Below are 13,375 nucleotides of genomic sequence, written 5' to 3' on the forward strand. Positions count from 1 at the left end.
GTCTTGCTGGTCTTGCTTTTCGCTTTCCGGCCTTTCGGCCTTCCTGCGGTGTTGACTCTATCAGATCCTTTCGGGCCTGATTCCCAGTCAACTGGGTTTGCCTTCGCAGCTGTTGGGCCGTTCCGACGAGTGAGACTTTAGCGGAATCCCGGCCCCCGACCTAATCGGGGTCCCGCTCTTTCGAACGTGGATTCCTCATTTCGCAAAAGCGCGCACAAAGACACGACGAAAGCTCGTCGAGCGTTTGAGTAGTTCTTGCGGAATGGTTGTCCGGGGACCGGCCAGAGGCGGCGCTCACGTCGGACAACTCGGAGAACACTACGTATCGGCCCGGGGCGTGTCAACTCGGTGCCCCGGGCCGACGGGCGGTCAGCTGTTGTTGCCGGAGGCCAGGGCGCGGCTGCGGTCGCGGGCGGCTTCGAGGGCGGCGATGAGGGCGGCCCGTACGCCGTGGTTCTCGAGTTCGCGGATCGCGTTGATGGTCGTGCCCGCGGGGGACGTGACGTTCTCGCGGAGCTTGACCGGGTGTTCGCCGCTGTCGCGGAGCATCGTGGCCGCGCCGATGGCGGACTGGACGATCAGGTCGTGGGCCTTGTCGCGCGGGAGGCCGAGGAGGATGCCCGCGTCCGTCATGGCTTCGACCAGGTAGAAGAAGTAGGCGGGGCCCGAGCCGGAGAGGGCCGTGCAGGCGTCCTGCTGGGACTCCGGGACGCGGAGGGTCTTGCCGACCGAGCCGAAGATCTCCTCGGCGTGGGTGAGGTGGGCCGCGGTGGCGTGAGTGCCCGCCGAGATGACCGACATCGCCTCGTCGACCAGCGCCGGGGTGTTCGTCATGACGCGGACGACCGGGGTGCCCGCCGGCAGGCGCTCCTCGAAGAACGTGGTGGGGATGCCGGCCGCGCCGCTGATGATCAGGCGGTCGCCCGGGACGTGCGGGGCGAGTTCCGTGAGGAGGGTGCCCATGTCCTGGGGCTTCACCGTGAGGATCAGGGTGTCGGCCTGCTTGGCCGCTTCCTGGTTGGTGACCGGGGTGACGCCGTAACGGGTGCGCAGTTCCTCGGCGCGCTCCGGGCGGCGGGCCGTGACCATGAGGTCGGCCGGGGCCCAGCCGCCGCGGATCATTCCGCTGAGGAGGGCTTCACCGATCTTGCCCGTGCCGAGCACGGCGACCTTGTGGCGCGTGGTCTGGGCGGTCGTCTCGCTCATGTGGTCGTGGGCCTTCCGTGTGCGTCGTCGTCCCGTCTCGTTCACGGGCATCCTCGCACCGGGCCGGACCGGGGCAGTGGCGCGTTTCGGTGGGCGGACGGGTCAGGGGGTGCGGCGGCGGAGGGTGGCGGCGCCGAGGGCGAGGACGAGGGTCGCGCAGCCCGCGACGATCAGGGCGTCTCGGATGTAGGTGGCGGTGAGGTCGGTGTGGTGGAGGACCTCGTTCATGCCGTCGACCGCGTACGACATGGGGAGGACGTTCGAGATCGCCTCCAGGACTGGCTGCATGCGGTCGCGCGGGGTGAACAGGCCGCAGAGGAGGAGCTGGGGGAAGATCACCGCCGGCATGAACTGGACGGCCTGGAACTCGGAGGCCGCGAAGGCGGAGACGAAGAGGCCGAGAGCCGTGCCGAGGAGGGCGTCCAGCAGGGCGACCAGGAGGAGCAGCCAGGCCGAGCCGGTGACGTTCAGGTCGAGGGCCCAGAGGGCGAGGCCGGTGGCCAGGGCGGACTGGATGATCGCCAGGGCGCCGAAGGCGAGGGCGTAGCCGCCGATCAGGTCCGCTTTGGCCATGGGCATGGCCAGGAGGCGTTCCAGGGTGCCGGTGGTGCGTTCGCGGAGGGTGGCGATGGACGTCACCAGGAACATCGTGATGAGCGGGAAGATGCCGAGGAGCGAGGCGCCGATGGAGTCGAAGGTGCCGGGGCTGCCGTCGAAGACGTAGCGGAGCAGGAAGAGCATCACGCACGGGACGAGCAGCATCAGGGCGATGGAGCGCGGGTCGTGGCGGAGCTGGCGCAGGACGCGGCTCGCGGTGGCGGTGGTGCGGTGGACGTTCATGACGGGCTCCGGGTGGGGTGCGCTGCGTTCGCCTCGTCGACGAGGTGGAGGAAGGCCTGTTCGACCGTGTCCGTGCGGGTGCGGGTGCGCAGGGCGTCGGGGGTGTCCTCGGCGAGGATCTCGCCGTCCCGCATGAGGAGCAGGCGGTCGCAGCGCTCGGCCTCGTCCATCACGTGGGACGAGATGAGGAGGGTGGTGCCGTTCGTCGCGGCGAGGTGGTGGAAGAGGGTCCACAGGTCGCGGCGGAGGACCGGGTCGAGGCCGACGGTCGGCTCGTCGAGGACCAGGAGCTCGGGGGTGCCGAGCAGGGCGACGGCCAGGGAGACGCGGCTGAGCTGGCCGCCGGAGAGGTTGCCGGCCAGGGCGTTCTCGTGGGTGGTGAGGTCGACGTCGGTCAGGACGCGGGTGACGTCCGCGCGGCGGCGGTCGGCGTGGGCGCGGCCGGGCAGCAGGATCGCGGCGAAGTAGTCCAGGTTCTGGCGGATCGTCAGGTCGAGGTAGACGGACGGGGCCTGGGTGACGTAGCCGACGCGGGAGCGCAGGGTCGGGTGGCCCGCGGGCCGGCCGAGGACGGTGAGGGTGCCGGTGACCTTGGCCTGGGTGCCGACGAGGGCGCGCATCAGCGTGGACTTGCCGCAGCCCGAGGGGCCGAGGAGTCCGGTGATCCGGCCGCGCGGGACGGTGAAGTCGATGCCGCGCAGGACGGTGTGGGGGCCGCGGACGACGGTGAGGCCGGTGGCGTGGACGGCGGGGGTGGTGGCGGTGACGGGTTCCCGGGCGGTGGTGCCGCGGGGGCCCGTGGGTTTATTCATCACATGATGAATAATTCTCCGTGCGGGAGCCCGCGTCAAGGGTGGTGGGGTGGTGGGTGCAGGCCCGGGTGCTGGTGTGGGTGTGCGTGCCGGTTCGCGTGCGTGGGTCAGGGGCGGCGTACGACCGTGAGGTCCACGGCGTACGCGTCCTCGACGATGCCGTCGGGGAAGAGCCGCAGCAGTTCCGCGCGCTCGTCCGCCAGGACCGGTGCCGACTTCTCCGGGCCCATCACCGCGAAGTACGAGCGGCTGCCGAGGTGGGCCAGGTGCAGGTCGACCGGGATGCGGCGGATCCAGTGCAGGCGGTGGAGGACGGGCTCGGGGGCCGGGGTCAGGCCGAGGGAGGCGATCATGCCCGGGGCGTCGCCGCTGACGCCGTGGCGGTGGTAGCCGGGGAGGCGCTTCTGGAGGCGGGCCTCCTGGGCGGCGATCCACTCGACGTCCGGGTCCGGGACGTTCCACCACAGGGCCAGGGCGCCGCCGGGGCGGAGCACGCGGAGCGCCTCCGGGACCGAGTGGGACGGGTCGGTCCAGTGCCAGGACTGGGCGTACGTGACCAGGTCGACGCTCCCGTCCGCGAGGGGGAGAGCGTCGCCGATGGCGCGCAGCAGGGGGACGTCGGGGAGGCTGTGGCGGAGGCGGGCGCCCATGCCGGGGCCGGGTTCGACGGCGATGACGTGGGCGCCGCGGGCGCGCAGCAGGGCGGTGGCGATGCCGGTGCCCGCGCCGACGTCGACGACGCGGCTGCCGTCGAGGCGCAGGTCCGCGGCGGATTCGACGGTGTCGAAGAGCTGGGGTGGGTAGCTGGGGCGGGCCGAGGCGTACTGGTCGGCGACCGTGTCGAAGGAGAGGGCGAAGTCGGGGTGGGCGGCCGGGTGGGTGTCGTCCGTCATGGCGTCATCCGTGCGTCATCCATGGCGTCATCCTCCTGGGAGCGCGGGCCGTCTGTCGTCGGCTCGGCGTGCTTCTGCCTGCCCTGTTTCCGTTTGCTCTCCGCCTGCTTCTGTCTGCCCTGTTCTTGCTGTTCTCCGCCTGCTTCTGTCTGCCCTGTTCTTGCTGTTCTCCGCGCGCTCCCGCCTCTTCTCCGTCTGCTGCTACTTGCGCTTTTTCTTGGCCGGGTTGCCGGTGCGGCGGTTGGTGCGGCGCTCGTACTGTTCGCGGGCCGTCTCGTACTCCTGCCGGCGCAGCTTCTCGCCCGGGGCCTCCGTCAGGCAGCGCAGGGCCCAGGCGAGCAGGACGCCGACGAAGCCGATCATCAGGAAGCCGCGCAGGGACGCCTGCTTCTCGGCGTCGGGGCGCTCGGAGAAGGCGCCCCAGGTGCGGGTGAAGGCGAGGGCGCTGCAGATGGCGAACATCGCGACGACCAGGATGTTCACGAAGGAGCCGACGTCGGCGACGGCGAGGCCCTCGTAGGCGAACCGCAGGACGAAGCAGCCGGCGGCCGCGGCGACGAGGGCGCCCACGCAGACCGCGGCGCGGCGCAGCGCGTAGTTGCCGCTGTGGTCGACCCAGGTCGTCCCGAAGAATCGGATCTCCTCGGGGCGGGGGCCGGGGGTGCTGGTGTCGGGGGTGCCGGTTTCGTCGCTCACCAGTCGATTATCACCGGGGCGGCGCGCGATGGGCGCGGGCCGCCCCGGGGTGGGTCAGGCGCAGCGGGGGGCCACGTAGCCGTCGCTGCCGGTCTTCACGTAGGCGTCCGAGACGTACTCGCCGACGCCGATGTTGTCCCAGACGCTCGACGTGCCGTACGGGCCTGTCACCTTCTCACCCGGCCGCTGGCAGAAGATCGCCACCTTGGCGCCCACCGGCAGCACGCGCACCGTGCGGTACTGGGTGCCGGGGCCGCTGCGGACGTTCACGCTGTAGCCGGGCGCCACCGGGTAGTACGTCTGCTGCGCCGCAGCGGGCGCGGCGGCCGGGGTGGCGGCCGCCGCCGGCACGGTCACGGCCGCCGTCGTGAGCAGGGCTCCCGCGGCGACCCCCGTGAGCAGTACCGCTCTCGTTCCCCTGAACCTCATGTGTGTTCCCCTCCGTCTCCGTACGGGCCGATCCGGTCGCCCGGTCGGCAGGTGGTCTCCGTGGTCGAGTCCCGGTCAGGCGCAGCGCGGCGCCACGTAGCCGTCGCTGCCCGTCTTCACGTAGGCGTCCGAGACGTACTGGCCGTTGCCGATGTTGTCCCAGAGGTTCGTGGTGCCGTACGTGCCGGTGACCCACTCGCCGGGCTTCTGGCAGTTGATCGGCACGCTCGCGCCGAGCGGCAGCACGCGCAGCAGCTGGTACTGGGTGCCCGGGCCGCTGCGGACCTTCAGGCGCACGCCCGACGCCACCGGGTACCGGTGGGCCGCCTCTGCCGCTGCGATGTCCGCCGCGTCTGCCGCGGCTATGTCCTCGACTGCTTCCGGTCCGTTCCCAACGGCCATGTAGGCCACCCCCGTTGAAAGATCCGTCCGTCGCCCCGTGCGACCCGCGCAGGCTAGCAAGCCCCTCCGGCATCGCACGCACCATCGACTAGGCTCCGTGCGTCGCGCTTGCGGACTCAGAACACGGGGGTGGACGATGCCGCCGCTGCGCAGCACCGGACCTGGCCGGGAAGCGGAACAGCCGGGGTACGCCGGTCGCTACCGCCTCGAGGAGTGCCTCGGGTCCGGCGGCATGGGCGTGGTCCATCTGGCCACGTCCGCATCGGGCCTGCGCCTGGCCGTCAAGGTGGTGCACGCCGAGTTCGCCGCGGATCCCGAGTTCAGGGCTCGTTTCCGGCAGGAGGTCAGCGCCGCGCGCCGGGTCAGCGGCGCCTTCACCGCGCCCGTGGTCGACGCCGACCCGCATGCCGAACTGCCGTGGATGGCCACGCTGTTCATTCCCGGCGACACCCTCTCGGAGCAGGTCAAGCGGAACGGTGCGCTGAGCGCCGCTGACGTGCGCAGACTGGGGGCGGGGCTGGCCGAGGCGCTGCGCGACATCCATCGCGTCGGCGTCGTCCACCGCGATCTCAAGCCGAGCAACGTGCTGCTCGCGGCCGACGGGCCCAAGGTCATCGACTTCGGCATCTCGCGCCCGGCCGACAGCGATCTGCGCACGGAGACCGGGAAGTTGATCGGCTCCCCGCCCTTCATGGCACCCGAGCAGTTCCAGCGGCCGCGCGAAGTGGGGCCTGCGGCGGACGTGTTCGCGATGGGCGCGGTGCTCGCGCACGCCGCGACCGGGCGCGGCCCCTTCGACTCCAACAGTCCGTACGTCGTCGCGTACCAAGTGGTCCACAACGAACCGGACCTGGCCGGGGTGCCGGACGATCTGGTGCCCTTGATCCTCCGCTGCCTGGCCAAGGACCCCGCCGACCGCCCCTCCCCCGCCGAGGTGATGGAGGCCCTGCAGCAGCCCGCGGCCACGCCCCGCATACCGGCGCAGCGGCGGCCGGACCCGCATGAGCTGGTCCCGGAGCCGAAGGGCGCCGACGGTGTCGGGCCCGGTGTGCGGACGCCTTCCAAGGTGCGGCCCGGGACCGTCGTCACGCGGCTGCGCGGCAGACGCTCCCGGGTGATCCTGGCGGCCGCCGTCGGCGTGCTGCTGGTCGCGGGCGCCGCCGCGGCGGCCGTGGGGACGCTGTCCTCGGACGACCCGGGTGCGCCGGACGGGAACCGGCTCGCCGCGGAGCCGGCCCGGTTCCAGCCCTGGAGCACCCGGCTCGGCTCGGCGGAGGGACTGCCGCCGGTGTGCGCCGCGGGGGCGGGCGCCCTGTACTGCGCCACCTTGGGCGGGGTCACCACGCGCCTCGACCCTGCGGACGGCCGGACCGTGTGGCGGCACTCCACGGGAGCGACGTCCACCGCGTCCGTGACGGTGTCCGGCGGCCTGCCGCACCTCGTCTCAGGGAACCGCCTCGCGGCGCTCGATCCCCGTACGGGCAAGGCGCGCTGGACCGTGGACACGACGGCGTACGCGGCCGTCGTGCACTCCTCCGACAGCACGCTGCTCGTCGCGGACGACGGAATGGTCCGGGCCCTGGACAGTGCGACGGGGCGGCCTCGGTGGACGAAGGAGATCGGCGGGCTCGGGACGCAGTGGGTGGCCGGTGCCGCGGGGACCTTCTTCGCCGCCACGCCCACGGACGACGGCTCGGCCACGACCGTGAGCGCCGTGTCGGCGAGCGACGGTGCCGTGCTCTGGACCGCCCGGGCCCGCGGCGGGCTGCGCCCCTTCGCGGCCGGGGCCGGAGCCGTGCACCTGCTGTCGGTCGACGCCGAACAGATGACAGACGCGGTCGTCCGGATCGACACGAAGAGCCGGGCGGTGCACCGCGTGGTCCTGCCCACCCCCGTCGACCAGGCGGAGGCCACCGAGAGCGGCGGCACCGTCTACGTCTACGCGGCCGGGGGCGCGCTCCTGGCCGTCGACACCCGCGCGGCGACCGCGGCGCGGGACGCCGTGCGCTGGCAGCGGGACACCTCGGTCAGCCGCCCCTCGCGACCGGTGGCGGCGGACGGCCGGCTCTACTTCACGTCCCCCGACGGCCGCCTCCTCGCCACCTCCGTCACCACCGGCACCCCCCTCGGCCAGACCCGCCCCCGCCCCGCCGCCCGGCCCGACCGGGTGGTCGGGGAGTTGGGGGCGCCGGTGGTGGTGGGTGGGCGGGTGTACGGGAGTGGGCCCGACGGGAGTGTCTTCGGGGTGGCCGGGAGCCGCCCCGGAGACTGGTGAGGACGGGGTGGCCGGGAGCCGCCCCGAAGACTGGTGACGTGACCTGTGACGGGTGACCTGCGGGGTCAGCCCAGCTTGGAGACGTCGCGGACCGCGCCGCGGTCGGCGCTGGTGGCCATCGCGGCGTAGGCGCGCAGGGCCGCGGAGATCTTGCGCTCGCGGCCCTTCGGGGCGTACACGCCGTTCAGGGCCTCGCGGCGGGCCGCCAACTCCTCGTCCGTGACCAGGAGTTCGATCGTACGGTTCGGGATGTCGATGCGGATGCGGTCGCCGTCCTCGACGAGCGCGATCGTGCCGCCGGACGCCGCCTCGGGCGAGGCGTGACCGATCGACAGGCCCGACGTGCCGCCGGAGAAGCGGCCGTCCGTGACGAGCGCGCAGGCCTTGCCCAGGCCGCGGCCCTTCAGGTACGAGGTCGGGTAGAGCATCTCCTGCATGCCGGGGCCGCCCTTGGGACCCTCGTAGCGGATGACGACGACGTCGCCCTCCTTGACCTGCTGCGTGAGGATCTTCTGGACGGCCTCCTCCTGCGACTCGCAGACGACGGCCGGGCCCTCGAAGGTCCAGATGGACTCGTCGACGCCGGCCGTCTTCACGACGCAGCCGTCCTCGGCCAGGTTGCCCTTGAGGACCGCGAGGCCGCCGTCCTGGGAGTAGGCGTGGGCGACGTCGCGGATGCAGCCGCCGGCCGCGTCCGTGTCGAGGGAGTCCCAGCGCTTCGACTGGGAGAAGGCGGTGGCGGAGCGCTCGCAGCCGGGGGCCGCGTACCAGAGGTCCTCGGCCTCCGGGGAGGCGCTGCCGCTGCGCACGTCCCAGGTGTCGAGCCACTCCTTGATCGAGGGGCTGTGGACCGTGTGCACGTCCTCGTTGAGCAGACCGCCGCGGTACAGCTCGCCGAGGATGGCGGGGATGCCGCCGGCCCGGTGCACGTCCTCCATGTAGTACGTCTTCGAGCCCGCGACGTTCGGCGCGACCTTGGCCAGGCAGGGGACGCGGCGCGAGACGGCGTTGATGTGGTCGAGGTTGTAGTCGACCTCGGCCTCCTGCGCGGCGGCCAGCAGGTGCAGGATCGTGTTCGTGGAGCCGCCCATCGCGATGTCCAGCGCCATCGCGTTCTCGAACGCGGCGTGGGTGGCGATGTTGCGCGGCAGGACCGAGGCGTCGTCCTCGCCGTAGTACCGCTTGGTCAGCTCGACGACCGTGGCGCCGGCCCGCTCGTACAGCTCCTTGCGGCCCGTGTGGGTGGCCAGCAGCGACCCGTTGCCCGGCAGGCTCAGGCCGATGGCCTCGGTCAGGCAGTTCATCGAGTTGGCGGTGAACATGCCGGAACAGGAGCCGCAGGTCGGGCAGGCGTTCTCCTCGATGCGGAGGATGTCCTCGTCGGAGATCTTGTCGTTCACGGCCTCCGACATCGCGTCGACCAGGTCGAGCGTGCGGACGGTGCCGTCGACGAGGGTGGCCCGGCCGGACTCCATCGGGCCGCCGGAGACGAAGACCGTCGGGATGTTCAGGCGGAGTGCCGCCATCAGCATGCCCGGGGTGATCTTGTCGCAGTTCGAGATGCAGATCAGGGCGTCGGCGCAGTGGGCCTCGACCATGTACTCGACCGAGTCCGCGATCAGGTCGCGGGAGGGCAGGGAGTACAGCATGCCGCCGTGGCCCATCGCGATGCCGTCGTCGACGGCGATCGTGTTGAACTCGCGCGCGATGCCGCCGGCCGCCGTGATGGCGTCGCTGACGATGCGGCCGACGGGCGCCAGGTGCGTGTGACCTGGCACGAACTCGGTGAACGAGTTGGCGACCGCGATGATGGGCTTCCGGCCGATGTCCGCACCCGGTACACCGGAGGCTCGCATCAGGGCGCGGGCGCCCGCCATGTTGCGGCCGTGGGTGACTGTGCGGGACCTCAGCTCGGGCATCGTCGCTCGCTCCTTCAGACAGAACTGACAGGTGTACGAGCCTACGCCGAGGTTCCGAGGCCCGGACAGGGTGTCCGAATGTCGGGACGATCGTCTCAGGATCGGCCGGTGACCTGAGAGCTTGCCGGCGAGCTCAGGGCCTGCCTGCGGGATCAGGACCTGCCTGCGGGCTCAGGACTTGCCTGCGGGCTCCGCGTGACCGGTGAGGTGGCCCTGGACGACGGGGGCGATCCGGGCGACGACCGTCTCCGGGTCCGCCGAGGCGAGCGGCTCCACCTTGATCACGTAGCGGAGCATGGCGGTGCCGACGAGCTGGGCCGCGGCCAGCGTGACGCGCAGTTCCGCCTCCTCGTCCGGGATGTCGAGGCGGCGGGCGATCCGGCCGAGCAGCTGGGCGGCGATGAGCCTGCGGAAGACGGCGGCGGCCGCCTCGTTGTTGACCGCCGAGCGCACGATGGCGAGCAGCGGGGTGCGGGTCGCCGGGTTCTCCCAGATGCCGAGGACGAACCGGGTCAACCGCTCCCCGATGTCGTCGAGCGGGCCCTCCTCCAGCACGGCCGGGGCCTGGAGCGCGGGCGCGAACGCCGTCTCGATCGACGCCGCGAAGACCTGCTCCTTGGTGCCGAAGTAGTGGTGCACGAGCGCGGAGTCGACCCCGGCGGCCTTGGCGATGCCGCGCACGGAGGCCTTCTCGTAGCCCCTCGCGGCGAACTCCTCGCGGGCCGCTTCGAGGATCCGGGTCCTGGTGTCACCGCTCTCGCTGCGCGCGGGGCGGCCGCGACGCCGGATCGGCTCGCTCATGAACGCGGCACCCGCATCGCGGACGCCAGGTGCAGCCGGGTGAAGGCGAGCGCCTCGGCGAGGTCGGCCTCGCGTTCGGCGCCGGACATCGCCCGTCGCGTGTTGACCTCGATGACCACGTGCCCGTCGAACCCGTTGCCGGCCAGCCGCTCCAGGAGCTCGGCGCACGGCTGCGTGCCGCGGCCCGGCACCAGGTGCTCGTCCTTGTTCGACCCGTTGCCGTCGGCGAGGTGGACGTGACCGAGGCGGTCGCCCATGCGGTCGATCATCTGCATCGCGTCGGTGCGGGCGGTCGCGGTGTGGCTGAGGTCGACGGTGAAGTGCCGGTAGTCGTCCTTGGTGACGTCCCATTCGGGGGCGTACGCGAGCATCTCCCGGTCCCGGTAGCGCCACGGATACATGTTCTCTACGGCGAACCGCACATCCGTCTCGTCGGCCATCCGCCAGATGCCGCCGACGAAGTCCCGGGCGTACTGGCGCTGCCAGCGGAAGGGCGGGTGCACGACCACCGTCGACGCCCCGAGCCGCTCCGCCGCGGCCTTCGCGCGCTGCAGCTTCACCCAGGGGTCCGTGGACCACACCCGCTGCGTGATCAGCAGACATGGCGCGTGCACGGCGAGGATCGGGATCTGGTGATAGTCGCTCAGCCGCCGCAGCGCCTCGATGTCCTGGCTCACGGGGTCGGTCCACACCATGACCTCGACGCCGTCGTAACCCAGGCGTGCGGCTATCTCGAAGGCCGTCGCCGTCGACTCCGGATAGACCGAGGCGGTCGACAGGGCGACCTTCGCATCCGGGATGCGCACCACTGGTTCTGCCACGGGGACAGAGTACGGGCCCCGGCATCGGCACGGGCGGCTCCGCCGGGGGTGGGTGGGCGGGATCACGTCCACCGCCCTGTCGCCGCGTCGCCGGGTGCGGGCCGGTGGGGGCTGGTCGCGCCCTGCGGCGCAGCCGGCTGATGACACAGCCCCGCGCCCCTCAGGGCACGGCTGCGCGCCGTGGTCGCGACTGGCTTGTTCGCCGACTGGAGGCGCGTCGTGGTTGCTCGCGCAGTTCCCCGCGCCCCTGGAGGCCTGCGGCCTCCTGGAGGCGCACGACGTGCGCCTTTCAGGGGCGCGGGGAACGGCGCGAGAAGTCCCACCGGCCCGCGCCCGGTGACGAAGAGTGGACGGCAGGCGCGTCCCGGGGTTCACACCCCGGGCAAGTGGTCCAGCCGGCGCAGGATGACGCCTTCCCGTAGCGCCCACGGGCAGATCTCGACCGATTCGACGCCGAAGAGGTCCATCGCGCCCTCCGCCACCAGCGCCCCGGCCAGCAGCTGACCGGCCCGGCCCTCCGAGACCCCGGGAAGCTCGGACCGCTCCGCCTCCGTCATCGCGGCCAGCTGCGGGACCCAGTCCTCCAGCGACTTGCGCTTCAACTCCCGCTGGACGTAAAGACCTTCGGCCGATCTCGCCGCCCCGGCCAACCGCGCCAGCTGCTTGAACGTCTTCGACGTGGCGACCACGTGGTCCGGCGCCCCGAACCGGCTGAACTCCCCCACCGTCCGGGCGATCTGCGCCCGCACGTGCCGCCGCAGCGCCTTCACGTCCGCCGGGTCCGCCGGGTCCCCGGGCAGCCAGCCGGCGGTCAGCCGGCCCGCGCCCAGCGGCAGCGACGCCGCCGCGTCGGGTTCCTCGTCGATCCCGTACGCGATCTCCAGCGATCCGCCGCCGATGTCGAGCACCAGCAGCCGTCCCGCGGACCAGCCGAACCAGCGCCGGGCGGCCAGGAACGTGAGCCGGGCCTCCTCGGCGCCGCTGAGCACCCGCAGCTCGACACCGGTCTCGTCCTTCACGCGCGCGAGCACCTCGTCGGCGTTGCTCGCCTCGCGCACCGCGGACGTGGCGAACGGCAGCAGGTCCTCGACGCCCTTGTCCTCCGCGGCCTCCAGGGCGCCCCGGATCGTGTCGACGAGCCGCTCCACCCCGTCGGGCCCGATCGCCCCGCGCTCATCGAGGAGTTGGGCGAGGCGAAGATCCGCCTTGTGCGAGTGCGCGGGCAGCGGGCGGGCGCCGGGGTGCGCGTCCACCACGAGCAGATGAACCGTATTCGAACCCACGTCGAGGACACCGAGTCTCATGTACGGAACGCTACTGCGCGTACGGGCGTTGCCGTCCGGCAAGGTCGGTACGGACTCCGTGACGCGCTTACTCTGGAACCGTGCCAAAGACGAAAAAGGCCAAGGCCGACAAGAGCGACAAGAAGTCCAAGTCGGCAAAGCAGAAGCAGAAGCAGGCCCCGACGACAGCAGGGTCCCAGGGGAGCCCGGACGAGAAGTCCATCGACTTCCCGCGGGCCTGGGTCGAGTTCCCGGATCCGGCGGACGACGAACAGGTCTTCCGCTGCGATCTGACATGGCTGACCTCTCGTTGGACGTGCATCTTCGGCAGCGGCTGCCAGGGCATCCAGGCGGGGCGCGCGGACGACGGCTGCTGCACGCTGGGCGCGCACTTCTCGGACGAGGACGACGAGAAGCGCGTCGCCGGGTACGTGGCACGCCTCACCCCCGACATCTGGCAGCACCACGACGTGGGCACGGAGACGGGCTGGGTGTCCAAGGACGAGGACGGCGAGCGCCAGACCCGTCCGTACAACGGCTCGTGCATCTTCCAGAACCGCCCGGGGTTCGAGGGCGGCGCGGGCTGCTCGCTGCACATCCTGGCGATCAAGGAGGGCCGCGAGCCGCTGGAGACGAAGCCGGACGTCTGCTGGCAGCTGCCGATCCGGCGCACCTACGAGTGGATCGACCGGCCCGACGACACCCGGGTGCTCCAGGTCTCGATCGGCGAGTACGACCGCCGGGGCTGGGGTCCTGGCGGCCACGACCTGCACTGGTGGTGCACGTCGGCGACCTCGGCGCACGGCGCGGGCGACCCGGTGTACGTCTCGTACCGCCCCGAGCTGACCGAGCTGATGGGCAAGGCCGGCTACGACAAGCTGGTCGAGCTGTGCGAGGAGCGCCTCGCGGTGCTGCCCAAGGGGCTGCCGCTCGTCGCTCCCCACCCGGCGGACCCGGCGGACCCCGCGTAACACCGAGCAACACCGCGTACTCGTGGG

At 72.0% G+C, this 13,375-nt stretch carries 13 protein-coding genes; 2 read left to right on the forward strand and 11 right to left on the reverse strand.

The features are described from left to right. Window positions 1–369: 369 nt before the first annotated feature. The 7 genes from proC to RBJ77_RS47975 all read right to left on the reverse strand — a co-directional run bounded on the left by proC (window position 370) and on the right by RBJ77_RS47975 (window position 5,278). Window positions 370–1,206, reverse strand: a complete 837-nt coding sequence (proC, locus tag RBJ77_RS47945; RefSeq protein WP_372350731.1) for a pyrroline-5-carboxylate reductase — start codon at window positions 1,204–1,206, stop codon at window positions 370–372. A gap of 102 nt (window positions 1,207–1,308) precedes the next feature. Beyond that, window positions 1,309–2,046, reverse strand: a complete 738-nt coding sequence (locus RBJ77_RS47950; RefSeq protein WP_372350732.1) for an ABC transporter permease — start codon at window positions 2,044–2,046, stop codon at window positions 1,309–1,311. Beyond that, a complete protein-coding gene (locus tag RBJ77_RS47955) occupies window positions 2,043–2,858 on the reverse strand; it encodes an ABC transporter ATP-binding protein (RefSeq protein WP_372350733.1) in 816 nt (271 codons plus the stop codon). Before RBJ77_RS47955 ends, RBJ77_RS47950 begins: the two co-directional genes overlap by 4 nt. 107 nt (window positions 2,859–2,965) lie before the next feature. After that, entirely contained in the window at window positions 2,966–3,751 is a 786-nt protein-coding gene (locus RBJ77_RS47960) for a class I SAM-dependent methyltransferase (protein ID WP_372350734.1), read from the reverse strand. A 201-nt stretch (window positions 3,752–3,952) separates the two neighbouring features. After that, the gene (locus RBJ77_RS47965; protein WP_372350735.1) at window positions 3,953–4,447 is read right to left on the reverse strand and encodes an EamA/RhaT family transporter; all 495 of its coding nucleotides are present in this window, start codon (window positions 4,445–4,447) and stop codon (window positions 3,953–3,955) included. A gap of 54 nt (window positions 4,448–4,501) precedes the next feature. Beyond that, window positions 4,502–4,876 (reverse strand): SH3 domain-containing protein, encoded by a 375-nt coding sequence (locus tag RBJ77_RS47970; RefSeq protein ID WP_372350736.1) that lies wholly within the window; start codon window positions 4,874–4,876, stop codon window positions 4,502–4,504. A gap of 75 nt (window positions 4,877–4,951) precedes the next feature. After that, window positions 4,952–5,278, reverse strand: a complete 327-nt coding sequence (locus tag RBJ77_RS47975; protein ID WP_372350737.1) for a peptidase — start codon at window positions 5,276–5,278, stop codon at window positions 4,952–4,954. 136 nt (window positions 5,279–5,414) lie between these two features. On the opposite strand from RBJ77_RS47975, the gene RBJ77_RS47980 reads away from it, so the two are divergent. After that, window positions 5,415–7,553: a PQQ-binding-like beta-propeller repeat protein gene (locus tag RBJ77_RS47980; protein WP_372350738.1), complete on the forward strand. Its 2,139-nt coding sequence runs from the start codon at window positions 5,415–5,417 to the stop codon at window positions 7,551–7,553. Window positions 7,554–7,618: 65 nt separating this feature from the next. On the opposite strand, the gene ilvD is transcribed toward RBJ77_RS47980, so the two are convergent. The 4 genes from ilvD to RBJ77_RS48000 all read right to left on the reverse strand — a co-directional run bounded on the left by ilvD (window position 7,619) and on the right by RBJ77_RS48000 (window position 12,398). Continuing rightward, complete coding sequence (gene ilvD, locus RBJ77_RS47985; RefSeq protein ID WP_372350739.1) at window positions 7,619–9,472, reverse strand: dihydroxy-acid dehydratase; 1,854 nt, start codon at window positions 9,470–9,472, stop codon at window positions 7,619–7,621. Window positions 9,473–9,643: 171 nt separating this feature from the next. Then, window positions 9,644–10,273, reverse strand: coding sequence for a TetR family transcriptional regulator (locus RBJ77_RS47990; protein ID WP_372350740.1), 630 nt, complete (start codon window positions 10,271–10,273; stop codon window positions 9,644–9,646). Further along, the gene (locus RBJ77_RS47995) at window positions 10,270–11,094 is read right to left on the reverse strand and encodes a sugar phosphate isomerase/epimerase family protein (RefSeq protein ID WP_372350741.1); all 825 of its coding nucleotides are present in this window, start codon (window positions 11,092–11,094) and stop codon (window positions 10,270–10,272) included. Before RBJ77_RS47995 ends, RBJ77_RS47990 begins: the two co-directional genes overlap by 4 nt. A gap of 371 nt (window positions 11,095–11,465) precedes the next feature. Continuing rightward, the gene (locus RBJ77_RS48000) at window positions 11,466–12,398 is read right to left on the reverse strand and encodes a Ppx/GppA phosphatase family protein (protein ID WP_255982371.1); all 933 of its coding nucleotides are present in this window, start codon (window positions 12,396–12,398) and stop codon (window positions 11,466–11,468) included. Window positions 12,399–12,478: 80 nt separating this feature from the next. On the opposite strand from RBJ77_RS48000, the gene RBJ77_RS48005 reads away from it, so the two are divergent. Then, entirely contained in the window at window positions 12,479–13,348 is an 870-nt protein-coding gene (locus tag RBJ77_RS48005) for a hypothetical protein (protein WP_372350742.1), read from the forward strand. The last annotated feature ends 27 nt before the right edge of the window (window positions 13,349–13,375 follow it).

The sequence above is a fragment of the Streptomyces sp. KL116D genome, assembly GCF_030766975.1.
Classification (GTDB): domain Bacteria; phylum Actinomycetota; class Actinomycetes; order Streptomycetales; family Streptomycetaceae; genus Streptomyces; species Streptomyces longispororuber_A.

What these genes read in the sequence shown, in the direction of transcription:
- RBJ77_RS48000 (WP_255982371.1), bottom strand. Translation starts at nt 12,398, where the DNA reads ATGAGACTCGGTGTCCTCGACGTGGGTTCGAATACGGTTCATCTGCTC.
- RBJ77_RS47960 (WP_372350734.1), bottom strand. Translation starts at nt 3,751, where the DNA reads ATGACGGACGACACCCACCCGGCCGCCCACCCCGACTTCGCCCTCTCC.
- ilvD (WP_372350739.1), bottom strand. Translation starts at nt 9,472, where the DNA reads ATGCCCGAGCTGAGGTCCCGCACAGTCACCCACGGCCGCAACATGGCG.
- proC (WP_372350731.1), bottom strand. Translation starts at nt 1,206, where the DNA reads ATGAGCGAGACGACCGCCCAGACCACGCGCCACAAGGTCGCCGTGCTC.
- RBJ77_RS47975 (WP_372350737.1), bottom strand. Translation starts at nt 5,278, where the DNA reads ATGGCCGTTGGGAACGGACCGGAAGCAGTCGAGGACATAGCCGCGGCA.
- RBJ77_RS47955 (WP_372350733.1), bottom strand. Translation starts at nt 2,858, where the DNA reads ATGAATAAACCCACGGGCCCCCGCGGCACCACCGCCCGGGAACCCGTC.
- RBJ77_RS47970 (WP_372350736.1), bottom strand. Translation starts at nt 4,876, where the DNA reads ATGAGGTTCAGGGGAACGAGAGCGGTACTGCTCACGGGGGTCGCCGCG.
- RBJ77_RS47980 (WP_372350738.1), top strand. Translation starts at nt 5,415, where the DNA reads ATGCCGCCGCTGCGCAGCACCGGACCTGGCCGGGAAGCGGAACAGCCG.
- RBJ77_RS47990 (WP_372350740.1), bottom strand. Translation starts at nt 10,273, where the DNA reads ATGAGCGAGCCGATCCGGCGTCGCGGCCGCCCCGCGCGCAGCGAGAGC.
- RBJ77_RS47950 (WP_372350732.1), bottom strand. Translation starts at nt 2,046, where the DNA reads ATGAACGTCCACCGCACCACCGCCACCGCGAGCCGCGTCCTGCGCCAG.